Source organism: Chromobacterium sp. CCUG 30098, assembly GCF_059916605.1.
In genome coordinates, this window is sequence record NZ_JAUCGS010000001.1 from 922,628 (window position 1) to 946,119 (window position 23,492).

23 protein-coding genes are annotated in these 23,492 nt (G+C 64.6%); 19 read left to right on the plus strand and 4 right to left on the minus strand.

Features of this window, described 5'->3' with window-relative positions:
- The first annotated feature begins 5 nt into the window (after positions 1 to 5).
- The 9 genes from gspK (at position 6) to QUG03_RS04400 (ending at position 9,859) form a co-directional block, all read left to right on the plus strand.
- Entirely contained in the window at positions 6 to 953 is a 948-nt protein-coding gene (gene gspK, locus QUG03_RS04360; RefSeq protein WP_500819482.1) for a type II secretion system minor pseudopilin GspK, read from the plus strand.
- Positions 940 to 2,130 carry a type II secretion system protein GspL gene (gene gspL, locus QUG03_RS04365; RefSeq protein WP_500819483.1) on the plus strand — a complete coding sequence of 397 codons (1,191 nt, stop codon included), beginning with the start codon at positions 940 to 942 and terminating at the stop codon, positions 2,128 to 2,130. The genes gspK and gspL overlap by 14 nt, the downstream gene beginning before the upstream one ends.
- 1 nt (position 2,131) lies before the next feature.
- The gene (locus QUG03_RS04370) at positions 2,132 to 2,641 is read left to right on the plus strand and encodes a type II secretion system protein M (protein ID WP_107800563.1); all 510 of its coding nucleotides are present in this window, start codon (positions 2,132 to 2,134) and stop codon (positions 2,639 to 2,641) included.
- Positions 2,638 to 3,387 carry a type II secretion system protein N gene (locus tag QUG03_RS04375; protein ID WP_500819485.1) on the plus strand — a complete coding sequence of 250 codons (750 nt, stop codon included), beginning with the start codon at positions 2,638 to 2,640 and terminating at the stop codon, positions 3,385 to 3,387. Before QUG03_RS04370 ends, QUG03_RS04375 begins: the two co-directional genes overlap by 4 nt.
- A gap of 269 nt (positions 3,388 to 3,656) precedes the next feature.
- Positions 3,657 to 4,784, plus strand: a complete 1,128-nt coding sequence (carA, locus tag QUG03_RS04380) for a glutamine-hydrolyzing carbamoyl-phosphate synthase small subunit (RefSeq protein WP_227104919.1) — start codon at positions 3,657 to 3,659, stop codon at positions 4,782 to 4,784.
- 17 nt (positions 4,785 to 4,801) lie between these two features.
- Positions 4,802 to 5,452, plus strand: a complete 651-nt coding sequence (gene leuE, locus QUG03_RS04385; protein WP_107800560.1) for a leucine efflux protein LeuE — start codon at positions 4,802 to 4,804, stop codon at positions 5,450 to 5,452.
- 91 nt (positions 5,453 to 5,543) lie between these two features.
- Complete coding sequence (carB, locus tag QUG03_RS04390) at positions 5,544 to 8,753, plus strand: carbamoyl-phosphate synthase large subunit (protein ID WP_500819487.1); 3,210 nt, start codon at positions 5,544 to 5,546, stop codon at positions 8,751 to 8,753.
- Positions 8,754 to 8,891: 138 nt separating this feature from the next.
- A complete protein-coding gene (greA, locus tag QUG03_RS04395; protein ID WP_048414210.1) occupies positions 8,892 to 9,368 on the plus strand; it encodes a transcription elongation factor GreA in 477 nt (158 codons plus the stop codon).
- A gap of 62 nt (positions 9,369 to 9,430) precedes the next feature.
- The gene (locus QUG03_RS04400; protein WP_043591328.1) at positions 9,431 to 9,859 is read left to right on the plus strand and encodes a DUF4149 domain-containing protein; all 429 of its coding nucleotides are present in this window, start codon (positions 9,431 to 9,433) and stop codon (positions 9,857 to 9,859) included.
- A gap of 96 nt (positions 9,860 to 9,955) precedes the next feature.
- On the opposite strand, the gene yhbY is transcribed toward QUG03_RS04400, so the two are convergent.
- The gene (gene yhbY, locus QUG03_RS04405) at positions 9,956 to 10,276 is read right to left on the minus strand and encodes a ribosome assembly RNA-binding protein YhbY (RefSeq protein ID WP_107800558.1); all 321 of its coding nucleotides are present in this window, start codon (positions 10,274 to 10,276) and stop codon (positions 9,956 to 9,958) included.
- A gap of 134 nt (positions 10,277 to 10,410) precedes the next feature.
- Between yhbY and rlmE the strand changes: the two genes are divergently transcribed.
- The 6 genes from rlmE to QUG03_RS04435 all read left to right on the plus strand — a co-directional run bounded on the left by rlmE (position 10,411) and on the right by QUG03_RS04435 (position 18,090).
- Positions 10,411 to 11,028, plus strand: a complete 618-nt coding sequence (gene rlmE, locus QUG03_RS04410; protein WP_227104917.1) for a 23S rRNA (uridine(2552)-2'-O)-methyltransferase RlmE — start codon at positions 10,411 to 10,413, stop codon at positions 11,026 to 11,028.
- Positions 11,029 to 11,111: 83 nt separating this feature from the next.
- The gene (gene ftsH, locus QUG03_RS04415) at positions 11,112 to 13,022 is read left to right on the plus strand and encodes an ATP-dependent zinc metalloprotease FtsH (protein ID WP_107800556.1); all 1,911 of its coding nucleotides are present in this window, start codon (positions 11,112 to 11,114) and stop codon (positions 13,020 to 13,022) included.
- 89 nt (positions 13,023 to 13,111) lie between these two features.
- Positions 13,112 to 13,954 (plus strand): dihydropteroate synthase, encoded by an 843-nt coding sequence (gene folP, locus QUG03_RS04420; RefSeq protein WP_500819490.1) that lies wholly within the window; start codon positions 13,112 to 13,114, stop codon positions 13,952 to 13,954.
- A gap of 78 nt (positions 13,955 to 14,032) precedes the next feature.
- Positions 14,033 to 15,367 carry a phosphoglucosamine mutase gene (gene glmM / locus QUG03_RS04425; RefSeq protein WP_107800554.1) on the plus strand — a complete coding sequence of 445 codons (1,335 nt, stop codon included), beginning with the start codon at positions 14,033 to 14,035 and terminating at the stop codon, positions 15,365 to 15,367.
- Positions 15,368 to 15,583: 216 nt separating this feature from the next.
- On the plus strand, positions 15,584 to 17,527 hold the full coding sequence (locus QUG03_RS04430; protein ID WP_500819491.1) for an ExeM/NucH family extracellular endonuclease: 1,944 nt from the start codon (positions 15,584 to 15,586) through the stop codon (positions 17,525 to 17,527).
- Between the two features lie 5 nt (positions 17,528 to 17,532).
- Positions 17,533 to 18,090 (plus strand): rhomboid family intramembrane serine protease, encoded by a 558-nt coding sequence (locus QUG03_RS04435; protein WP_500819492.1) that lies wholly within the window; start codon positions 17,533 to 17,535, stop codon positions 18,088 to 18,090.
- Here QUG03_RS04435 and alr read toward each other — a convergent pair.
- Positions 18,036 to 19,109 (minus strand): alanine racemase, encoded by a 1,074-nt coding sequence (alr, locus tag QUG03_RS04440; RefSeq protein WP_500819493.1) that lies wholly within the window; start codon positions 19,107 to 19,109, stop codon positions 18,036 to 18,038. The genes QUG03_RS04435 and alr overlap by 55 nt on opposite strands.
- Before the next feature lie 113 nt (positions 19,110 to 19,222).
- On the opposite strand from alr, the gene QUG03_RS04445 reads away from it, so the two are divergent.
- Positions 19,223 to 19,843: a DedA family protein gene (locus QUG03_RS04445; RefSeq protein WP_107800550.1), complete on the plus strand. Its 621-nt coding sequence runs from the start codon at positions 19,223 to 19,225 to the stop codon at positions 19,841 to 19,843.
- Positions 19,844 to 19,909: 66 nt separating this feature from the next.
- Here QUG03_RS04445 and QUG03_RS04450 read toward each other — a convergent pair whose 3' ends face one another.
- Positions 19,910 to 20,236, minus strand: coding sequence for an FKBP-type peptidyl-prolyl cis-trans isomerase (locus tag QUG03_RS04450; RefSeq protein WP_199225927.1), 327 nt, complete (start codon positions 20,234 to 20,236; stop codon positions 19,910 to 19,912).
- A 187-nt stretch (positions 20,237 to 20,423) separates the two neighbouring features.
- Here QUG03_RS04450 and QUG03_RS04455 point away from each other — a divergent pair, with 187 nt between their 5' ends.
- Together QUG03_RS04455 and QUG03_RS04460 are read left to right on the plus strand one after the other, a co-directional pair.
- Complete coding sequence (locus QUG03_RS04455) at positions 20,424 to 21,206, plus strand: DUF2189 domain-containing protein (RefSeq protein WP_107800548.1); 783 nt, start codon at positions 20,424 to 20,426, stop codon at positions 21,204 to 21,206.
- Positions 21,207 to 21,217: 11 nt separating this feature from the next.
- Complete coding sequence (locus QUG03_RS04460; RefSeq protein ID WP_500819494.1) at positions 21,218 to 22,168, plus strand: D-2-hydroxyacid dehydrogenase; 951 nt, start codon at positions 21,218 to 21,220, stop codon at positions 22,166 to 22,168.
- 296 nt (positions 22,169 to 22,464) lie between these two features.
- Here QUG03_RS04460 and QUG03_RS04465 read toward each other — a convergent pair whose 3' ends face one another.
- Positions 22,465 to 22,944: a DUF1841 family protein gene (locus QUG03_RS04465; RefSeq protein WP_199225926.1), complete on the minus strand. Its 480-nt coding sequence runs from the start codon at positions 22,942 to 22,944 to the stop codon at positions 22,465 to 22,467.
- Between the two features lie 56 nt (positions 22,945 to 23,000).
- Between QUG03_RS04465 and QUG03_RS04470 the strand changes: the two genes are divergently transcribed.
- Complete coding sequence (locus tag QUG03_RS04470) at positions 23,001 to 23,486, plus strand: glutathione peroxidase (protein WP_500819495.1); 486 nt, start codon at positions 23,001 to 23,003, stop codon at positions 23,484 to 23,486.
- The last annotated feature ends 6 nt before the right edge of the window (positions 23,487 to 23,492 follow it).

Below are 23,492 nucleotides of genomic sequence, written 5' to 3' on the forward strand. Positions count from 1 at the left end.
GCGGCATGGCGGTAATCATGGCCTTGCTGATCGTGGCGCTGGCCACCACCGCCGCCTCGCTGGTGCTATGGCAGCAAGGCCTGTGGTGGCACCAGCTCGACAACGACCGCAATCGCGCCCAGCTGCGCCTGGTGGCCGACGCCGGCCTGGGCTGGGCGATGGAAATCCTGCGCTTCAACAATGGCGCGGCCGGCAACGGCGTGGTGGCCCTGTCGCAGCTGTGGGCTCAGCCCTTGCCGCAGACCGAGGCCCAGGGCGTGACCGTGTCCGGCCGGCTGAGCGATCTGCAAGGGCGCTTCAATCTGAATTCGCTGGTGCAGAACGGTCAGACCAATGCGCGCCAGCTGGTGTTCTACAAGCGGCTATTGACCACGCTGGGCCTGCCCACGCGCTTGTCCGAACCGCTGGTCAAGCAACTGCGCGGCGGCAAGGATCCGGAGGACGCCAGTCAGCCGTCGGGAGAGGGCCGGCCGCCGGAGCCGGGCGCGGCCCTGCCCGGCTACCCCTTGCTGCGGGTGGAGATGCTGCGCTGGCTGCCGGGTTACACCCCGGAGGTCTTGGACAAGCTGCTGCCGCATGTGGCCGCCTTGCCGGCCGACGTCAGCCAGATCAACATCAACACCGCCACGCCGGCGGTGATGAAGACGCTGCTGCCGGGCGTGGGCGAAGGCAATCTGCTGGTGCTGCTCAATCAGCGCAAGGTCAATTACTACAAGGACGCCAACGATTTCAAGGCGCGGCTGCCGGCGCCGGGCATCATCGCCGACACCGATATCGCGGCGGCGTCCAATTACTTCATGCTGGACAGCTCGGCCCGGCTGGAGCGGGCGCGGCTGGAAATGCGGGCGCTGATCTACAGCAATATGAACGTGGTGAAGACGCTGTGGCGGCAAGACGGCGCGGGACGTCCGCCGCCGGCCAGGGGAAACGGAAACCAGAATGACAACGCTTAGACTGTATCTGCGGGCCGGTTGGCCCGATAGCGAACCGGGGCTGCCCTGGGCCCTATTGGGCGCGCGCGGCGAACCCAGCGCTCAGGGCGACAGCGCGCCGGCCGGCTGGCCGCGCGCCGATCGCTGCGAATTGATCCTGCCCGCCGGCCGCACCCTGTTCACCCAGGCGCGGTTGCCGGCCTCGGTCAAACAGCCGACGGCGGCGATGATGGGCTTCGCCCTGGAAGAAGGCTTGATCAACGATCCCTCCGCCAATCTTTACGCCATCGGCGGGGAGTTGCCGGACGGCAGCCGAGCGGTGGCGGTGACCGAGGCTTTTCCGGTGCGCCGCGCCGTGGCCATGCTCAAGAGCGCCGGGCGGCTGTGCGACCGCATCCTGCCGGAAGAAAGCCTGTTGCCGCCGCCGGCGCGCGACGGCTGGAGCGTGGCGCGCGGCGGCGAGGGCTGGCTGCTGCGCTTGAGCGCCACGCGCGCGGCCTGGCTGCCCTACTGCGGCGAAACGACGGAACAACTGCTGTTCGCGCGGCTGGCGGCGCAGCTGCCGCCGGCCAGCCTGACCGTGTGCGGCGCCGAAGCGGCCGGCCTGATCGGCTCGCGCCTGCCGGCGTGGCAAGGCGAGCCCAAGCAATTGGCCGCTCATGATTGGCGGCAGGGCCTGGCGCAACAGGCTTTCGACTTCGCCAACGGCGAACTGGCGGCCAATCGGCGCTGGCGCGACTGGGGGCCGGCGCTGCGGCGGACCGGCTTGGTGTTGGTTGGCTTGCTGGCGGCGCAGCTGGCGCTGACCCTGGGCCAGGCCGCTTGGTACGCCTGGCAGAAACAAAGCCTGTCGGCGGACATCCGCGCCGCGGCCAAGCCCTGGATCGGCGGTCAGGCGATGCCGGGCAGCAGCGCGCTGGCGATGACGCGCGCGGTGGACAAGCTGCGATTGAGTCACGGCCTGTCGGCGCGCGACGACGCCTTGGAACTGATGGGCGCGCTGGCCGCGCTCAGCGGCCGCGATCTGCAGACCCGCTCCCTCAGCTACGACGGCGGCCGGCTCAAGCTGCAAGTGGCGGATGTGCCGGCGGAAACCCTGCAACGCTGGCGCGGGCAACTGGCGGCCAAGCAGATCCGCCTGGACGTGACCGCCACCCAGCAGGGGACCAAAGAACTCAGCCTGTCCCGGGAGCCGTGAAATGAAGCAATACCGTGAACAATTCGCCGCCTACTGGCGGCAGCGCAGCCGTCGCGAACAAGGGCTGCTGCTGGCGATGGCCGCGGTGCTCGGCGTCGGCGTGCTCTACGCCGGGGTCTGGGAGCCGGCGGGCAAATCGGTGGAGCGCAACCGCGCCGCCGCGTCCCGGCTGCAAGCCGAGCTGAGCTATGTGCAGTCTCTGGCGCGGGAGGCGGAGCAACTGAAGCGCCAGCCGGCGCAGGCGGCGCTGCCGGCCAAGGAACTCTTGCCGGTGATCCGTCAGGTGGCGCAGAGCCAGGGCTTGTCCGAGGCTGGCTGGCAGCTGAGCCCGGAGGGCGAGTCCGGCGTGGCGATGGAGGGGACGATGGCGTTCGACGCCTGGGTCAAGCTGGCCGGCGTGCTGGCGGCTCAGCATCAGGTGCGCGTGCTCAGCGTGAGGGCGGAGGCGCAGCCGATGCCGGGCCAAGTGCATATCAAGGCGTTGCTGGCGCACGCCGGAGGCGGCGCATGAAAAGTAAAATGCTGATTGGCGCGCTATTGGGCGCGCTGTTCCTGGCCGGCCTGATCGCCGCCTTGCCGGCGAGTTTGCTGTCGCTGCCCTTGTTGCGTGCCACCGGCGAGCGCTGGCAGTTCAGCGGCGCGCAAGGCACGGTGTGGCAGGGCAAGACGCAGCTGGTCTATGTCGGCGACAAGGGCGAGGTGTTGCCGATGAGCCGGATAGGCTGGCGCTTTCAGTCCAAGGCCTTGTTGTCGGGACGGGCGATCTGGCTGTTGGAGAGCGACGGTCAGGACGGCAAGCTGGAGTGGAGCTGGGGCGGCGTGGAAGTGAACGGCGTCAACCTGACGGTGCCGGTGGCGGCTTTGGCGAATCTGTCCAAGACCTGGCAGGCGGCGCGCTTGGGCGGCGATCTGCAGCTCAAGGTCGGCCAGTTCAGCCGCAAGGGCGGGCAACTGGCCGGCAATCTGCAGCTCAGCTGGCTGGGCGCGGCCTCGCCCTTGAGCCCGTTGTCGCCGTTCGGCTCCTACCAAATGGACGTCAACGGCGCCGGCGCGGGCGTGGCCTTGAACGTGGCGACGCTGGACGGCCCCTTGAATCTGAGCGGCCAGGGCCAGTGGCAGCCGGGGGCGGCGTTCTCGCTGGCCGGCAGCGCCGACAGCCCGCCGGAAAAATACGACGCCTTGAAACCGCTGATGCTGATGCTGGGCAAACCGAGCGGACCGACCAGCGTGCAATGGCAGATTCGTCCAGGGGCTTGAGGACGGTTCATTTGTCATGTTATCGAATTTTCTTGTGATTTTTCCGGTGCGGCGTTACTATAGAAAGGTTTAACCAAACGGGACTGATGCGCCAGGCATCGAGTCCCGTTCTTCACATAAAGCAATTCGAAAACTTAGGGTAGGGACAGATCCCATCTGTCGCGGCGGAGGCCTTGCGCGAGCGAGGCGGCCGGGCCGGCGGAGGGGGTCAACAAAAACCGGCGCAGCCGGTTTTTCCTTACCCGCCGCAAACGCAATAGGAGCAGCTTGTGTCAACCGTACCCGCAATCCTTGTCTTGGCCGATGGCACCGTGTTCAAGGGCAGTGCTATCGGGGCCGCCGGACATACGGTGGGCGAGGTGGTTTTCAATACCGCCATCACCGGCTATCAGGAGATTTTGACCGACCCCTCCTATACCAAACAGATCGTCACCCTGACTTATCCCCATATCGGCAACGTCGGCGCGAATTCGGAAGACACCGAATCTCGCGCCGTTTTTGCATCCGGCCTGATCATTCGCGATCTGCCGCTGCTGCACAGCAACTTCCGCGCCGAAGACTCCTTGTCCGCTTATCTGAAGCGGCACAATGTCGTCGCCATCGCCGACATCGACACCCGCCGTCTGACTCGCATCCTGCGCGAGAAGGGCGCTCAGGCCGGCTGCGTGATGGCCGGGGATGTCGATGAGGCGCGCGCGCTGGAACTGGCGCGCGGCTTCGGCTCCATGGCAGGGCAGGATCTGGCCCAGGTGGTCAGCTGCGACAAGCCTTACGCCTGGACCGAGCGCGAATGGAAATTGGGCGCCGGCTATCAGGTGCAGGCATCCACCCGTTTCCATGTGGTCGCCTACGACTTCGGCGTCAAGCACAACATCTTGCGCATGCTGGCCGAGCGCGGCTGCCAGCTGACCGTGGTGCCGGCCAAGACCCCGGCCGCCGACGTGCTGGCGCTGAATCCGCACGGCGTCTTCCTGTCCAACGGCCCCGGCGATCCGGAGCCCTGCGATTACGCGATCGCCGCCATCCGCGACATCCTGGACGCCAAGCTGCCGGTGTTCGGCATCTGCCTCGGCCATCAACTGCTGGGCCTGGCCAGCGGCGGCAAGACGTCCAAGATGAAGTTCGGCCACCACGGCGCTAACCACCCGGTGCAGGACTTGGACAGCAGCCGGGTGATGATCACCAGCCAGAACCACGGTTTCCAAGTGGACGAAACCAGCTTGCCGGCCAATGTGCGTGTCACCCACCGTTCGCTGTTCGACGGCACGGTGCAGGGCATCGCGCTGACCGACCGTCCGGCCTTCTCCTTCCAGGGCCATCCGGAAGCCAGTCCGGGCCCGGAAGACGTCGCCTATCTGTTCGATCGCTTCATCGCCTCGATGGCGGAACGCGTTTAAGCCGGGGGAGCGGGAACATGCTGGGGATTACCGATCTCACCACCTATCTGCTGGGCGCCGTGCTCATCGTACTGCTGCCGGGGCCCAACTCCATGTACGTGCTGTCGGTGGCGGCGCAGCGCGGCACCCGCGCCGGCTTTGCCGGCGCCGGCGGCATCATCATCGGGGACTTCATCCTGATGACGCTGGCGGCCACCGGCGCGGCCGGCCTGCTGAAGGCCAATCCGGCGCTGTTCGCCGTGGTCAAGTACCTGGGCGGCGGCTACCTGGCCTGGCTGGGCTTCAATATGCTGCGCGGCGCGCTGACGGCCTGGCGCCGCGCCGCCCGCGGCGAAGCCGCCGAGGCCAAGTCGGTGTTGGTGGGCGAGGAGAATCCCTTCGTCAAGGCCCTGCTGATCAGCCTGATGAATCCGAAGGCCATCCTGTTTTTCGTGTCCTTCTTCGTCCAGTTCGTCGATCCCGCCTACCCGCATCCGGCGCTGACCTTCGTCGCGCTGGGGCTGATCGTGGAAGTGTGCAGCACGCTGTATCTGACCGCGCTGATCGTCGCCGGCCACCGGCTGGCCCAGGCTTTCCGCCGCCGGCGCAAGCTGAGCGCGGCGCTGGGCGGCTCGGTGGGCGCGCTGTTCGTCGGCTTCGGCGCCAAACTGGCCGCGGCCAGCCTGTAAGGCAGAGATTTAATATTCGCCGCGAAGCGGCCGGGCGTCCCAGGCGTCCGGGCTTCGCGGCACATAAAATGCAATCATAAAGAGTAGAACCATGCCAAAGCGTAGCGACCTCAAAAGCATTCTGATCATCGGAGCCGGCCCCATCGTCATCGGCCAGGCCTGCGAATTCGACTACTCCGGCGCGCAAGCGTGCAAGGCCCTGCGCGAAGAGGGCTACAAAGTCATTCTGGTGAACTCCAACCCGGCCACCATCATGACCGACCCGGACATGGCCGATGTCACCTACATCGAACCCATCACCTGGAAGGTGGTGGAAAAAATCATCGCCAAGGAGTGTCCGGACGCCATCCTGCCGACCATGGGCGGGCAGACCGCGCTCAACTGCGCGCTGGACCTGGCCAAGAACGGGGTGCTGGAAAAATACAAGGTGGAGCTGATCGGCGCCACCGAGGACGCCATCGACAAGGCCGAAGACCGCGGCCGCTTCAAGGAGGCCATGGCCAAGATCGGCCTGTCCTGCCCGCTGTCCTTTGTTTGCCACACCATGGAAGCGTCGCTGGAAGCGCAGGCCAAGGTGGGTTTCCCGACGCTGATCCGCCCGTCCTTCACCATGGGCGGCTCCGGCGGCGGCATCGCCTACAACCGCGAAGAATTCCTGGCCATCTGCGAGCGCGGCTTCGAAGCCTCGCCCACCCATGAGCTGCTGATCGAGCAATCGGTGCTGGGCTGGAAAGAGTACGAGATGGAGGTGGTGCGCGACAAGAACGACAACTGCATCATCATCTGCTCCATCGAAAACTTCGATCCGATGGGCGTGCACACCGGCGACTCCATCACCGTGGCGCCGGCGCAGACGCTGACCGACAAGGAATACCAGATCATGCGCAACGCCAGCCTGGCGGTGCTGCGCGAGATCGGCGTGGACACCGGCGGCTCCAATGTGCAGTTCGCCACCAATCCGGCCACCGGCGAGATGATCGTCATCGAAATGAACCCGCGCGTGTCGCGTTCCTCGGCGCTGGCGTCCAAGGCCACCGGTTTCCCCATCGCCAAGATCGCCGCCAAACTGGCGGTGGGCTTCACGCTGGACGAACTGAAGAACGACATCACCGGCGGCGCCACTCCGGCCTCCTTCGAGCCGTCCATCGACTACGTGGTCACCAAGATTCCGCGTTTCGCCTTTGAGAAATTCCCGCAGGCCGACGACCGCCTGACCACCCAGATGAAGTCGGTGGGCGAGGTGATGGCGATGGGCCGCACCTTGCAGGAGTCGATGCAGAAAGCGTTGCGCGGCCTGGAAACCGGCCTGGCCGGCTTCGACCCGGTGACCAGCGACGAAGCGGCGATCCGCCACGAACTGGGCACGCCGGGACCGGAACGCATCTTGTACGTGGCCGACGCCTTCCGCATCGGCATGAGCCGCGACGACATCCACGCGGTCAGCAAGATCGATCCCTGGTTCCTGGCCCAGATCGAAGACCTGATCGGCGAAGAACAAGCACTGGCCGGCCGCAAGGTGGAAGAACTGGACTACGCCGAATTGCGTCGTCTGAAGCGCAAGGGTTTCTCCGACCGCCGTCTGGGCGAGCTGCTGGGCTCGGATCAGGCCGCGGTGCGCGCCAAGCGCTGGAGCTTGAGCCTGCACCCGGTGTACAAGCGCGTGGACACCTGCGCCGCCGAGTTCGCCACCAATACCGCTTATATGTACTCGACCTATGAGGAAGAGTGCGAATCCAATCCGTCCGACCGCAAGAAGGTGATGGTGCTGGGCGGCGGGCCCAACCGCATCGGTCAGGGCATCGAGTTCGACTACTGCTGCGTGCACGCGGCGCTGGCGCTGCGCGAATCCGGCTTCGAGACCATCATGGTCAACTGCAACCCGGAAACCGTGTCCACCGACTACGACACCTCGGACCGCCTGTATTTCGAGCCGCTGACGCTGGAAGACGTGCTGGAAATCTGCCGCATCGAAAAACCGTTCGGCGTCATCGTCCAGTACGGCGGCCAGACTCCGCTGAAACTGGCGCGCGCGCTGGAAGCCAACGGCGTGCCCATCATCGGCACCACGCCGGACATGATAGACGCCGCCGAGGACCGCGAGCGCTTCCAGAAGCTGCTGAACGAGCTGGGTCTGAAGCAGCCGCCCAACCGCACCGCGCGCGCGCCGGCCGAAGCGATGAAGCTGGCCGAGGAAATCGGCTACCCGCTGGTGGTGCGCCCGTCCTACGTGCTGGGCGGCCGCGCGATGGAAATCGTCCACGAGCCGGCCGACCTGGAGCGCTATATGCGCGAGGCGGTGAAGGTGTCCAACGACAGCCCGGTGCTGTTGGACCGCTTCCTCAACGACGCCATCGAAGTCGACGTGGACTGCGTGTCCGACGGCGAGAACGTGGTGATCGGCGGCATCATGCAGCACGTGGAGCAGGCCGGCGTTCACTCCGGCGACTCCGCCTGCTCGCTGCCGCCGTACAGCCTGTTCCCGGCGGTGCAGGATGAAATCCGTCGCCAGACCGTGGCCATGGCCCGCGCGCTGAACGTGATCGGCCTGATGAACGTGCAGTTCGCCATCCAGGGCGACACCATCTACGTGCTGGAAGTCAATCCGCGCGCCAGCCGCACCGTGCCCTTCGTCTCCAAAGTGACTTCCGCGCCGCTGGCCAAGATCGCCGCGCGGGCGATGGCCGGCATCAGCCTTAACGAGCAGGGCTTCACCAAGGAAGTGATTCCGCCGTTCTACGCGGTGAAGGAAGCGGTCTTCCCCTTCATCAAGTTCCCCGGCGTGGACACCATCCTGGGGCCGGAAATGAAGTCCACCGGCGAGGTGATGGGCGTGGGCAAGACCTTCGCCGAAGCCTACGTCAAGGGCCAGCTGGGCGCCGGCGACCGCCTGCCCAAGACCGGTAAGGTCTTTCTGTCCGTCCGCGACAGCGACAAGAACGGCGCGGTGGAAGTGGCGCGCGAACTGCAGCGCCTGGGCTTCGGCGTCTGCGCGACGCGCGGCACCGCCAAGCATCTGTCCGCCGCCGGCATCGTGGTGCAGGTGGTCAACAAGGTCAATGAAGGCCGCCCGCACATCGTCGACATGATCAAGAACTCGGAAATCGATCTGCTGATCAATACCGTGGACGAGAAGCGCCAGGCGATTCAGGACAGCCACTCCATCCGCCGTTCGGCGCTGCAGGCGCGGATTCCGCAATACACCACCCTGGCCGGCGCCAAGGCGGTGTGCGTGGGCATGGCCCACGCCGAGGAGTTCGATGTCTACAGCGTGCAGGAACTGCACAGCCAGATTCAGGGCTGAGTCCTGACGCGGGGGCTTGGAAGCGGGAGGGGTTTGCCGTTACAATCCCTCCCATAACCCGCTACTTCAAGCCGCCGTCCAGTACGGCGGCTTGTGCTTTTGATGAAGGCGGATGCCGCCTCTGGAGAGAATTCTGAAATGATCAAAGTCCCGTTGACCGTGCGCGGTGCAGAGCTGCTGAAAGAAGAGCTGCAGCGCCTCAAGAGCGTGGAACGTCCGGCCGTGATCGAGGCGATTGCCGAGGCTCGCTCGCATGGCGACCTGTCCGAGAACGCCGAATACGACGCCGCCAAGGAGCGTCAGGGCTTTGTCGAAGGCCGTATCGCCGAACTGGAAGGCAAGATTTCCAACGCGCTGATCGTGAACCCGGCCGAGCTGGACGCCGACGGCCGCGTGGTGTTCGGCGCCACCGTCGAACTGATGGACCTGGAGAGCGAGGAAAACGTCACCTACCAGATCGTCGGCGACGACGAGGCCGACATCAAGGTGTGCAAGGTGTCGGTGAACTCCCCGATCGCGCGCGCGCTGATCGGCAAGGAAGCCGGCGACGTGGCCGAAGTCGTGGCCCCGGGCGGCATTCGCGAATACGAAGTGCTCGACGTCAAATACATCTGAATCCCGCCGGCGCGCGGGCTTGGCGGTCCGCGCGCGGCGCGGCGCGGGAGAGGGGCTGAGACATGGATGGGTTGCGTTCCATTGCCAAGACGTTCTGGATTGGCGGCTTGTGGGTGATAGGCATCATCGTGGCGCCGGTGCTGTTCGCCATGCTGGACCGGGTCACCGCCGGCATGGTGGCGGGCAAGCTGTTCGCCAGCATCGCCTGGGTGGGGCTGGTGTGCGGGGCTATCCTGCTGGTCGACCATATCCGTCGCAATGGCGCGGCCGGGGTCAAGGAAAGCGGTTTCTGGCTGGTGATGGGCATGCTGGCCTGCACGCTGATCAATCACTTCGCCGTCACCCCCATCATCGCCAATCTCAAGGCGCAGATGAATCATGCGGCCGAAGGCCTGTTCGGCGGCGGCTTCGCCACCTGGCACGCGATTTCCAGCCTGATCTATCTGGTGCAGAGCCTGATGGGCTTGGTCTACGTCTGGCGCAACGATTAAGCGACTGTTCGCCGTAGCGCTCCCTTGGGAACGGACAAAACAAAAGCGGTGGCATGCCACCGCTTTTCTACGAAGCGCGATCGCCGCGAACGGCGTTCAGCCCTTCAGCGCCTGCTTGTTCTTGGGCAGAACGATGCGCTCTTTATCGCTGGGGCGCCACAGCACCAGCAGCTTGCCGATGTGCTGGACCGGGGCGGCGCCCAGGTCTTCGCAGATCTGCTCGAACATGGCGACGCGCGCTTCGCGGTCGTCGCCCAGCACGCGAACCTTGATCAGTTCGTGGGCGTCCAGATTGATGGCGACTTCGCGGATCACCGCTTCGGTCAGGCCGTTGTTGCCTATCATCACCACCGGGTTGAGGCCGTGCGCCAGTCCCTGCAGATACTTGCGCTGGAACGGCTTGAGTTCAATTTTCATGAGAAATACGGATTTACAAAGCAAAAGCCGATTCTACTCGAGTTGGGCGCTTTCCCAAAGTCCGGACCTAAAATAAATGAAAAACAACAGGATAGCGCGGCTGGCCTGTTGCCCACCTTTGAGAGCATAGCGCAATGGCTAGAAGCAAGAGCAGCAATGGCTGGCTGCAGGAACACGTCAACGATCCCTACGTCAACCAGGCGCAGAAAGACGGTTACCGCGCGCGGGCCGCTTACAAGCTGCTGGAAATCAACGACAAGGACAAGCTGATCCGCCCCGGCACGGTGCTGGCCGATCTGGGCTCCACGCCCGGCAGCTGGTCGCAGGTGGCGGCGCGCATCGTCGGCGACGGCGGCAAGGTGTTCGCGCTCGACATCCTGGACATGGACCCGGTGCCCGGCGTCGACTTCATCCAGGGCGACTTCCGCGAGGAAGAGGTGCTGGCGCAATTCGTGCAATTGCTCGGCGGCCGCGAATTGGACCTTGTAATTTCCGATATGGCGCCCAATATGTCAGGCATGAGCGCCATCGACCAGGCCAGGAGTTTCCTGCTGTGCGAGCTGGCGCTGGAATTTGCGCGAGATCATTTGAAACCTGGCGGCCATTTTCTCGTCAAAGTGTTCCAGGGCAGCGATTTCCAAGCCTATCTCAAGTCCATGCGCGAGCTGTTCGACGAGGTAGTCACCCGCAAGCCGAAAGCGTCGCGCGACCGTTCCAGCGAAATTTACCTGCTGGGCAAAGGCCGACGCTGACATAAAGTGGCTCGCGGCGTACAATCAAAGCAAATATCTAGACAAGCAACCAAAAAGTCAGGGCACAGAGGAGTCCGCTACTCGTGAACAATATCGGCAAAAACATCGCGATATGGGTCATCATCGGTTTGGTACTGATGACGGTATTCAATCAGTTCAACAAGCGTCAGGATACCCAGAATCAGCTTGAGTATTCGCAGTTCATCAGCGATGTCGAATCCGGCAAGGTCCAGTCCCTGACCATAGAAGGCCACCCGCTGCGCGGGCAATGGCTGAAAGGCAAGCTGACCGACGGCTCCGCGTTCAGCACCTACGCGCCTTACGACCCGCAGCTGGTCGACGACCTGATCAAAAACAACGTCCGCTTCTCCGCCAAGCCGGAAGAAGAGCCGTCCATGCTGATGAATATTTTCATCAGCTGGTTCCCGATGCTGTTGCTGATCGGCGTCTGGGTGTTCTTCATGCGCCAGATGCAGGGCGGCGGCAAGGGCGGCGCGTTCTCCTTCGGCAAGAGCAAGGCCAGAATGCTGGACCAGGACGCCAACACCGTCACCTTCGCCGACGTCGCAGGTTGCGACGAGGCCAAGGAGGAGGTGAAGGAGATCGTCGATTACCTGCGCGATCCTTCCCGCTACCAGAGCCTGGGCGGCCGCATTCCGCGCGGCATCTTGCTGGCCGGCTCGCCCGGCACCGGCAAGACCTTGCTGGCCAAGGCCATCGCAGGCGAAGCCAAGGTGCCGTTCTTCAGCATCTCCGGTTCCGACTTCGTTGAAATGTTCGTCGGCGTGGGCGCGGCCCGCGTGCGCGACATGTTCGAGCAGGCCAAGAAGAACTCGCCGTGCATCATCTTCATCGACGAGATCGACGCGGTCGGCCGTCAGCGCGGCGCCGGACTCGGCGGCGGCAACGACGAACGCGAACAGACGCTGAACCAATTGCTGGTGGAGATGGACGGTTTCGACACCAATTCCACCGTGATCGTGATCGCCGCGACCAACCGTCCGGACGTGCTGGACCCGGCGCTGCAGCGTCCGGGCCGTTTCGACCGCCAGGTGGTGGTGCCGCTGCCGGACATCCGCGGTCGCGAACAGATCCTGGGCGTGCACATGCGCAAGGTGCCGATCGCCGCCGACGTCAACGCCGAGGTGATCGCGCGCGGCACGCCGGGCTTCTCCGGTGCCGACCTCGCCAACCTGATCAACGAAGCCGCCCTGTTCGCCGCGCGCCGCAACAAGCGCCTGGTGGACATGGAGGATCTGGAGTCCGCCAAGGATAAGATCATGATGGGCGCCGAGCGCCGCAGCATGGTGATGACCGACGAGGAAAAGCGCAACACCGCTTATCACGAGTCCGGCCACGCCGTCGTCGCCAAGCTGCTGCCCAAGGCGGACCCGGTGCACAAGGTCACCATCATCCCGCGCGGCCGCGCGTTGGGCGTGACCATGCAGCTGCCGGAGCAGGACCGCTTCGCCTACGATCGCGGTTATCTGCTGGACCGCGTCGCCATTCTGTTCGGCGGCCGCATCGCGGAAGAGCTGTTCATGAACCAGATGACCACCGGCGCTTCCAACGACTTCGAGCGCGCCACGCAAATGGCGCGCGACATGGTGACCCGCTACGGCATGAGCGACAAGCTGGGCCCGATGGTTTACGGCGAGAACGAGGGCGAAGTCTTCCTCGGCCGTTCCATCACCACCCACAAGAATCTGTCCGAAGCCACCATGCAGCAGGTGGACGCTGAAATCCGCCGCATCATCGACGAGCAGTACGCGCTGGCGCGCCGTCTGCTGGAAGAGAACCGCGACAAGGTGGAGGCGATGACCGCCGCGCTGCTGGAATGGGAAACCATAGACGCCGATCAGATCAACGATCTGATGGACGGCAAGCCGCCGCGTCCGCCCAAGCCGGGCGCCGGTTTCGCGGCCAAGCCGCAGGAAGACAAACCGACTCCGCCGGCCGCCGAGCCGACCGCCGATCCGGCGCAGGAAGTCTGAGTCCTTAAGCGACGAAGCCGGGCAAGCCTAGACAGGCTTGCCCGGTTTTTTTGCGACATCCTCCCCCCATCCATGAGCGCAGTCAGATCATGAAACCCTCTTTGCAATGCGGGCGCTTCACGCTCGATCTGTCCCGTCCCTTGGTGATGGGCATTCTGAACGTCACGCCGGACTCTTTCTCCGACGGCGGCCGCTTCAACGCGCTGGACCAGGCTTTGCGTCACGCCGAGCGGATGCTGGCCGAAGGCGCGGCCATTCTAGACATCGGCGGCGAATCGACGCGGCCCAACGCGCCCCATGTCAGCCCGGAGCAGGAGATGGAGCGGGTGCTGCCGGTGCTGGAGCGTCTGCGCGACATCGGCGCGCCGCTGTCGCTGGACACCCGCCGCGCGGCGGTGATGCGGGAGGCCTTGGCCTTGGGCGCGGTGGACCTGGTCAACGACGTGTCGGCGCTGGAAGACGCGGGCGCGCTGGAATTGGTGGCGGGCGCGGACGCGGCGATCTGCCTGATGCACAAACAGGGCAATCCGGACACCATGCAGGACCGTCCGGAATACGCGGACGTGGTGGCCGAAGTGGCCGACTACCTGGCGCGGCGCGTCCGGCTGTGTCTGGACGCCGGCGTGGCCCGCGAGCGTTTGCTGGTGGACCCCGGCTTCGGTTTTGGCAAGACGCTGGAGCACAATCTGGCCCTGTTGCGGGGCCTGCCCGGGATCGAGCGCGCCGCCGGCGCGCCGCTGCTGGTGGGCTTGAGCCGCAAATCCATGCTGGGCGCAATCACCGGCGAAGCGGTGCCGGCGGAGCGCCTGGGCGCCAGCGTGGCCGTGGCGCTGGAGTCGGCGCGGCGCGGCGCGCGCATCATCCGCGTGCACGACGTCAAGGCCACGCATCAGGCCTTGCAAGTGCTGGATGCTCTGGAAAGTTTGAACTGAGCGCGGTGTCTGGCGCACAATAGCCGGCGTAGCGATTACCGCGGTTGGCCTGAAGCCGGCCGGATTCGAGAGAAAAACATGAGCCGTAAATACTTTGGCACCGATGGCGTGCGCGGCGAGGTCGGTCAATTCCCGATCACGCCGGAATTCGTGATGAAACTGGGCTATGCCGCCGGCCGCGTACTGGTCGACCACGACAAGGCGCATCGCCCCACGGTCTTGATCGGCAAGGACACCCGGATTTCCGGCTATATGCTGGAAGCGGCGCTGCAAGCCGGTTTTTCCGCTGCCGGCGTCAATGTGCTGCTGACCGGCCCGTTGCCGACGCCGGGCATCGCCTACCTGACCCGCGCGCTGCGCCTGGAAGCCGGGGTGATGATCTCCGCCTCGCACAATCCCTTCCAGGATAACGGCATCAAGTTCTTCGCCGAAGGCGGCAAGAAACTGGACGACGCCGTCGAACTGGAAATCGAGGCGATGCTGGAGCAGCCGATGGCGACCAATCCGTCCGAAGAACTGGGCCGGGTGCGCCGCATCGAAGGCGCGGTGGAACGCTACATTGAATTCTGCAAGAGCAGCTTCCCCAACGACCGCGACCTCAAGGGTTTGAAACTGGTGGTGGATTGCGCCCACGGCGCCACCTACCACGTGGCGCCCAAGGTGTTCCACGAATTGGGCGCCGAGGTGGTGACCATAGGCGGAGAGCCGGACGGCTACAACATCAACGAGAAGGTGGGCGCCACCTATCCCAAGACCTTGCAGGTGGCGGTGCTGGAGCATCACGCCGATTACGGCATCGCGCTGGACGGCGACGGCGACCGCCTGATCATGGTGGACCGCGAGGGCACGGTGTACGACGGCGATCAGCTGATCTACGTGATCGCCAAGGCGCGCGCGGCCAAGGGCGAGCTCAAGGGCGGCGTGGTGGGCACGGTGATGACCAATCTGGCGATGGAGCTGGCGCTGAACAAGCAGGGCGTGGCCTTCGGCCGCGCCAAGGTGGGCGACCGCTATGTATTGGAAATGCTGCATGGCCAGGGCTGGCAGGTGGGCGGCGAAGCTTCCGGCCACATCTTGTGCCTGGATTGCCATTCCACCGGCGACGGCATCATCTCCAGCCTGCAAGTGCTGGCCAGCCTGACCGATCTGGGCATGAGCCTGGCCGACGCCTGCAGCGATTGGCAGCCCTATCCGCAGACGCTGATCAATGTCCGCCACAACGGCTGCGACTGGAAGGGCGCGTCCGCGGAAGCGCTGGCCGCCGCCGAACAGGCGCTGCAAGGCCGCGGCCGCGTGGTGTTGCGCCCGTCCGGCACCGAACCGGTGGTGCGGGTGATGGTGGAGGCCGACGACAAGGCGCTGGCCGATCAGTGGGCGCAATCCATCGCGGCGGCCATCCAGAGAGTCGCCTGATCGCGACAGCCGGCTTGCGCCGGCGTCAGCACGAAAACGCCAGACATTATTTGTTTGGCGTTTTTTTATTGCCTGAATGGGGAAAGAAACGGCGCTTACTGTTTTCAGATGAAACATACAGATAGTGACTTTGCGTGCAACTGTATCTAATGACATCTTTTTGTCATTGCGCACTGGTTAGAATCAGCGCTCCTTACGCTCGTGATGATCCATACCATGAAAACAGCAAACGCATTGAAGGCCTTGAGCCCCATCGCCATGGCAGTGGCGCTGGCGATTCCGGCCCTGGCCCAGGCCGCTTGCGGCGCCGCCGGCGCCACCTTGATCCATGATGTGCAAGGCCGAGTCGTCGGCAGCCCGCTGCAAGGCAAGACCGTCACCGTAGAGGGCGTGGTCAGCGGCGCCTTCACCGGCGCCGGCCAGCTGCGCGGCTTTTATCTGCAGGAAGAGGCGCGGGATCAGGACGCCGATCCGGCCACCTCGGAAGGCGTGTTCGTCTTCCTCGGCAACCTGGCCGCGCCGACGCTCAAGCCCGGCGACGTGGTGCGCGTCACCGGCAAGGTGTCCGAGTACAGTCGCAAGGGCGACGCCGCCAGCGAGACCCAGATCACCCCGGCCAATCTCGCCGCGGTGGAGCAGTGCGCTTACAGCGAGCCGCTGACTTACGCCAGCCTGCGGCTGCCCTTGCAGTCCAGCGCCCAGCTGGAGGCGTTGGCCGGCATGGCCGTGCGCCTGGAAGGCCCGGTCCACGTCGTCGCCAATTACGACTACGGCCGTTACGGCGAACTGACCTTGTCCAGCCGGCCCAGGTTATGGACCGCCACCCAGCGCTTCCTGCCCGGCAGCGCCGAGGCCAAGGCGTTGAGCGAGGCCAATCAGCTGGACAAGCTGACCCTGGACGACGGCTTGCAGATCCAGAACGCCGACGCCTGGCTGCCGGTGCCCGGCGGCCTCTCCGCCAGCCGCACCCTGCGCAGCGGCGACCGCCTGGACGGCGTGACCGGCGTGGTTAGTTACGCCTTCGGCAAATACCGGCTGCAACCGCTGGCCGCGCCGCGCGTCGCGGCCGGCAATCCGCGCCCGGGCGCGCCCAAGCGCCAGCCGGAGAGCGTGCGCTTCGCCAGCTTCAATGTGCTCAACTTCTTCAACGGCGACGGTCAGGGCAAGGGCTTCCCAACCCCGCGCGGCGCCAAGACCCCGCAGGATTTCGAGCGCCAGCGCGCCAAGATCGTGGCGGCGATTCGCCAGCTGGACGCCGACGTGGTGGGCCTGATGGAAATCGAGAACGACGGTTTCGACCGCTATTCGGCGATCCAGGATCTGGTCAACGCCTTGAATCAGGGCCAGCCGCAGCCCAAGCAATACCAGTTCGCCAATCCCGGCCTGCCGCAGGTGGGCAGCGACGCGATCACCACCGGCCTGATCTACCGTCCGGCCGCGGTGACGGCGCAAGGCAAGGCCGAGGTCAGGACGATAGGCAATCCGCAGAAGAACCGGCCGGCGCTGCTGCAGACCTTTGTGCTGGACGCCAAGAGCAAGACCCGGGTCACCGTGGCGGTCAATCATCTGAAGTCCAAGGGCAGCAGCTGCGCCGACGTGGTGGTGGACGGCCAGGCCGATGTGGACAAGGGCGACGGCCAGGGCAATTGCAATCTGACCCGGGTGCAGGCGGTGCGCGATCTGATGGCCTGGTACGCCACCCGCCCGCAGCCCGGCCCCAACGACGGCATGTTGTTGCTGGGCGATATGAACTCCTACGCCAAGGAAGATCCGATCCGCGCGTTTGAAAGCGCCGGCTTCAACAATCTGTTGGCGCGCTGGAGCCGCGACGCTTACTCCTATGTGTTCAACGGCGAATCCGGCAATCTGGACCACGCCTTGGCCGACAAGCCGCTGAGCGCCATGGTGCTGGCCGCGGGCGAGTGGCACATCAACGCCGACGAGCCGACGGCGCTGGAGTACAGCAGCGAGTTCAAGAGCGCGGAACAGCAGCAGAAATACTACGCGGCGGACGCCTATCGTTCTTCGGACCATGATCCCCTGTACGTCGACGTGGCGCGCCGCGGCAACGCGGTGGCGGCGGCGGACGAAGGCGGCCTGGCCCTGTTGCTGGGCTTGGGGGCGCTGGGAGCGACGGCGCTGTGGCGCCGCAAGCGCTAAGGTCCATGGCCGGCGGCCGGTCGTTATGGCTGGCCCTGGCCGCGCTGCTGCCGCTGGCCGCGCCCTGGGGCGCGGCGGCTTTGGCCTGGCGCTTCGAGCCGTGGAACGCCGCGGAATGGTGGCGGATGCTGAGCGGAGGCTGGGTGCATGCCGACGCGCGCCACGCCTGCCTCAACAGCGCCGCGCTGGCGGCGCTGGCGTGGCTGGGGCGGGATAGGGCGCCCTTGTTGCTGACGCTGGCCTTGGCGGCGCCTCCGGCCATCGCTGCGATGCAATGGCTGTGGCCGGCGCCACAGGCCTTCGTCGGCGCCTCCGGTTTGGTGTATTGCTGGTGGGCGGCGCTGGCGCTGACGCAGCCGAACTGGCGCGGTCTGTGGCTGGCCGCCTTGTTGGGCCGGCTGGCTTGGCAGAGCCTGTTCCCGGGGCACTGGAACGGTGGCGAGCCGGTATTGGTATCGGCACACTGGAGCGGCGCCGCCTTGGGTTTGCTGGCCGCTTGCTGCTGGCTTCAGTTATGGACGAGGCGCGGCACTCGCGGCGCCACCGCGCACATCAGCTCATAGCCCAGGGTGTCGGCGCCAGCCGCGACGCGTTCTATCGGCACTTGCGGACCCCATAGTTCGACCCGGCTGCCGACACCGGCTTGCGGCAGCTTGCTCAAATCCACCGCCAGCATGTCCATGGACACCCGGCCGACTGTACCCGTCGGCTGGCCGTCCACTGCGACCGGCGTGCCGTTGTCGGCGATGCGCGGATAGCCGTCGGCATAGCCGCAGGCGACGATGCCGACGCGCATTTCGCCTTCGGCCACCAGACGGCGGCCGTAGCCTACGGCGTCGCCGGCCGGCACCTTTTGCACCGCGATGACGCGGCTGCTCAGCGTCATCGCCGCCTGCAGGCCCAGGCCGGCGCCGTCTACGTCGGCGAAGGGCGAACAGCCGTAGAGCACGATGCCGGGGCGCACGACGGCGCCGTGGGTATGCGGGTGGCGGAACAAGGCGGCGGAGTTGGCGGCGCTGACCGGCAAGGCGCTGGGGGCGATCAAAGGCTGGAAGCGTCCCCATTGCTCGGCGACGCCGTAGTCGTCGTCGGCGGTGGCGAAGTGGGTCATCAAGGCGTCGAGGCGCGCGCCGGGCAAGGCGCGCAATTGAGCGAGCGCGTGCGCGGCTTCCGCCGGCGTGAAACCCAGCCGGTTCATGCCGCTATTGATCTTGAGCCAGCAGGAAACCGGCTGTTTGGCGGAACCTTTGGCCAGCCAGCTTATCTGTTGTTGGGAATGTATCGCGCCGCCCAACCGGTAATGTGCCATCGCCGCGGCCTCTTCGGCGTCGAAGGCGCCTTCCAGCAGCACGATATCCTGCTGGACGCCGGCTTCGCGCAAGCGGACGGCGTCCTCGATATTGAGCAGGGCGAAGCCGTCGGCGACATCGGCCAGCGCCGGGACCGCGTCGAGCAGGCCATGGCCGTAGGCATTGGCCTTGAGCACGGCGTAGGCCTTGGATTGCGGGGCTTGGGCGCGGGATAGCAGGTAGTTGTGGCGGATGGCGGCGCGATGGATTTCCACCTGGATAGGGCGAGTCATGTCAAGAAAGTCTGCGTTGGAGGTGTGCTATTATAAGCCCCTGGTGATGTACCCCGATAACGCAGCCGCGCCAGGATCGTCCTGAACGGAGACATGGCGGCAAGCGGAACAAAATGGACACTCTGCAAATACTTCTCGATTTTTTCACTGGCTACGGCTACATCGCCGTATTCACCGTGTTGCTGGTATGCGGTTTCGGCGTGCCGATTCCCGAGGACATCACCTTGGTGGCCGGAGGCATCATTTCCGGCCTCGGCTACACCAATGTGCATTGGATGTTTTTCGTCGGCATGGCCGGGGTGCTGGCCGGCGACGGCATCATGTTCACCGCCGGGCGAGTATTCGGCAACAGGGTGCTGAAATTCCGGCCGATCGCGCGCATTCTGACCCAGGAGCGTTTCGAGGCGGTGCAGGAAAAGTTCGAAAAATACGGCAATTGGGTGCTGTTCGTCGCCCGTTTCCTGCCTGGGCTGCGTTCCCCCATCTTCATCACCGCTGGCATGACCCGCCGCATTTCCTACTGGCGTTTCCTGGTGATGGACGGCTTCGCCGCGCTGATCTCGGTGCCGGTCTGGGTGTATCTAGGCTATTACGGCGCGGCCAATCGCGAGTGGCTGATGACCATGGTGCACCGCGGTCAGGCCGGCATTCTGGCGGTGGTGGCGGCCTTGCTGCTGGGCGTGGCCTTCGTCTGGATGCGCCGTCGTCGTCAGCATCAGTGCGTGAAGAAATAAGCCCGCGTCGTCCCATAAAAAAAGCTTCCCTGAGGAAGCTTTTTTACGTTCTTGCGCTCTTGGGTTTCAACCCACTTGCAAGAGCTCCACTTCGAACACCAGGGTGGCGTTGGGCGGGATCACGCCGCCGGCGCCGCGCGCGCCGTAGCCGAGCTCGGCCGGGATGGTCAGCTTGCGCTTGCCGCCCACTTTCATGCCGACCACGCCCTGGTCCCAGCCCTTGATCACATAACCGTCGCCCAGCGGGAAGCTGAACGGCTGGAAGCGGTCCTTGCTGGAATCGAACTTGGTGCCGTCGGTCAGCCAGCCGGTGTAATGCACGGTGACTTCCTGGCCGATGACGGCTTCGGCGCCGTCGCCTATCGCCAGTTCTTCGATAATCAGTTCGCTCATGATATGTCCTTGTCGCGCAAGCGCTGAATGAGGCCCGGCCCGGCGGCGCGGAAGGCGGCGCTCGCCAAGGGCCGTGGCAATCGCGGGATTATAGCAGCCGGACGGCCGGCTTGTGTTTTACGACGCGTGGCGTATAACGGTAAGGATGCGGGGCTGCCTCGCATCGTATCCTTGAGGGGGACTTGTCATGGACGCGACTCACGATATCCCGCGCGACCGCCCGGTTGCGCGCAGGGTGGAAACCTCCCGGCCGTTGCAATGGCTGAAAAAAGGCTTCCGCGACTTTCAAAAAGCCCCGGCCGACTGCCTGTTTTACGGCGCGGTTTTCGTGTTGATGGGGTATTTGCTGACCTTGTACTCCGAGCACTCTCCTGAACTGATCATCACCTTCGCCACCATCTTCCTGTTGGCCGGCCCCTTCCTGGCCATCGGCCTGTACGACATCGCCAAGCAGATGGAGGCTTTCGACGGCCATGGCAGGGTCAAGCTGGCGCACAGCATGGCGGCCTGGCGCGTCAATCTGCCTGCCTTCACCTTGTACGCGGCCTTGCTGGCGGTGCTGGTGTTCGGCTGGTTCCGGGTGTCCTTGCTGATGTTCGCGCTGTTCTACGACACCGCGGCCTTGCCGTCCTTGAACGACATCGTGGCCAACGCTTTCAACCCGGACAATGTCGTCTTCCTGGTGGCCTATTTCGCGGTGGGCTTTGTGTTCGCTCAGGTGGTGTTCTCGGTCAGCGTGGTCTCCATTCCCTTGATGCTGGATAAGGAAGTGGACACCGTCACCGCGATGATCGCCAGTGTGCAGGCTGTGCTGAAGAATGTGCTGACGATGGGGATATGGGCGGCTATCATTGTGGCCTTGAGCGCGGTGGGCTTTGTGACCTATTTCCTGGGCCTGATCATCATCATGCCGGTGCTGGCTTTGGCCAGCTGGCATGCTTACCGCGATTTGATCACCTTTGAGAGATGACTGAATAGCTGATGACCCACTCCGTCGTGTTTCTTGACCGGGACAGCTTGCCTGTCCCGGTTCCGCTTTTGCCGTTCCCGTCCGAATATCACGAGTTCCCCTCCACTAGCGTCGAAGACGCGGCGATGAACTGTTCGGGGGCTGACATTGTTATCACCAACAAGGTGCCGCTGCGGCGGGAAACCCTGGAGCAACTGCCCGGCCTGAAGCTGGTGGCGATCGCCGCCACCGGTTACAACCACGTCGATCTGGATGCCTGTCGCGACTTGGGCATCGCGGTGTGCAATATTCGCCATTACGGCGACGACACCGTGGCCGAACACGCCTTGACCCTGATGCTGGCCCTGGCCAAGAACTTGCCGGCCTACCAGCGCGACGTCGCTGCCGGCGTGTGGCAGCAGTCGCGGCAGTTCTGCCATTTCGGCGCGCCGATCCGAGATTTGCGCGGCGCGACTCTGGGCATCGTCGGCGCGGGCGGCATCGGCCTGCGCTTAGCGGAGCTGGCCGGCGCGCTTGGCATGCAGGTGATGTTCGTCGAACGCAAAGGCGCCAAGGAAGTGCGTTCCGGGCATGTGGCTTTTTCCGAGGCCCTGGCGCAGGCCGATGTGATTTCGCTGCATTGTCCGTTGACCGAGGACACCCGGGACCTGATCGCCCAGCCGGAATTGATCGTGATGAAGCCGGGCGCCTTGTTGATCAATACCGCGCGCGGCGGCTTGGTCAACGAGGAAGATCTGGTGGCCGCGCTCAAGTATGGGCAGTTGGGCGGCGCCGGTTTCGACGTTCTGAGCGAAGAGCCGCCGGTTCACGGCAATCCCTTGCTGAAAACCCGCTTGCCCAATCTGATCGTCACCCCTCATATCGGCTGGGCCAGCCGGCAGGCGATGGAGCGTTTGGCCGCGCAGCTGGTGGACAATATCGCCGCTTTCGTAGCGGGCATCGAGCGCAATCGTTTGTTGTGAGTTTGGGACGTCAAGCCGGCGTAGGCCGGCTTTTTTGGCGGCGCATTTTAAATTATATATTCATATAAATGATTGGATATTTTATTTATTGTTAACTGTTAAAAAACTATTTGCATTTTGTTTATTGTGAGAATAGCATGAGGAGGCTCTTCTGGCTTTGCCAGTGCGAGCTGCCCCGCTTGATCGCCGTGGAGGGTTTCCCCCCACGGCTCTTTTTTTGCCTGTTTCGCGGCCATGCAAAACGCCCGGCGGAACCGGGCGTTGGGCTTGAGTCGGCGTCTGCCGGACGTGCGGCGTCAGTCCGGGACGTCGTTGGGGTTGATGCGAGGCTGTTCCTCCGCCCCCATGCCCAGCTTGCCGCGAATACAGCCGATGTAGCGGTTCACGTCCGGACCGCCGCCATGGCGCTGAGCGTGCCAGATCATTTCGCCCAGACAGTCCATCATCGCGTGTTGCGCCTGATGCTCGCTGCCCAGGCGCAGCGCCAGCTGCGCGTACAGCGAGCGGATGCCGAAGGGTTGGTCTATGGAGCGCTGTTCCTCAATCGCCACATGCAGGCCGAGATGCAGGAAGGGATTGCTCTGGCCCATTTCCGGCGTCCACTCCTGTTCCATATACTGTTCCGGCCGATCCAGAATGGCGTGATACTCCGGGTGGTCTATAAGAATGGGGAGCACCAGTTTTTCCAGGTCGGACAAGTCCGTTCCGGATTTGGATTTCTGCCAGGTGTCGAAGAAGAAGCGCCGGGCGTCCTGCCGGCTGGGATTGAACAACATCGGATAGTGCCTGAGTGGATTCTCGGGAGCGCTCATTATACGAGACGGAGGTGGCCATGACCACGCTTTACGACTTCTCCGCCGCGCGCATAGACGGCAGCGAACAGCCGCTGTCGGCGTACGCCGGCCAAGTGGCGCTAGTGGTGAATACCGCCAGCGAGTGCGGCTACACCCGGCAATACGCCGGCTTGCAGGACTTGCAGCATAGTCTGGGCGGCCGCGGTCTGGCGGTGCTGGGTTTCCCCTGCAATCAGTTCGGCGGCCAGGAGCCGGGCGACGAGGCCGAGATCGAGCGTTTTTGCCGGACGCGTTTCGAGGTGGATTTCCCTCTGTTCGCCAAGGTGGAAGTCAACGGGCCGCACGCCCATCCGCTGTGGCGCTGGCTGACTCAGGCGGACTCCACCCACCCGCACCCGGTGAAGTGGAACTTCACCAAATTCCTGATCGACGCCAGGGGCAGGGTGGTCAAGCGCTACGAGCCGGCGGTGGAGCCGCATGAATTGCTGGAGGATATCGAGGCCTTGCTGCCTAAAGGCGGCTGAGACCTG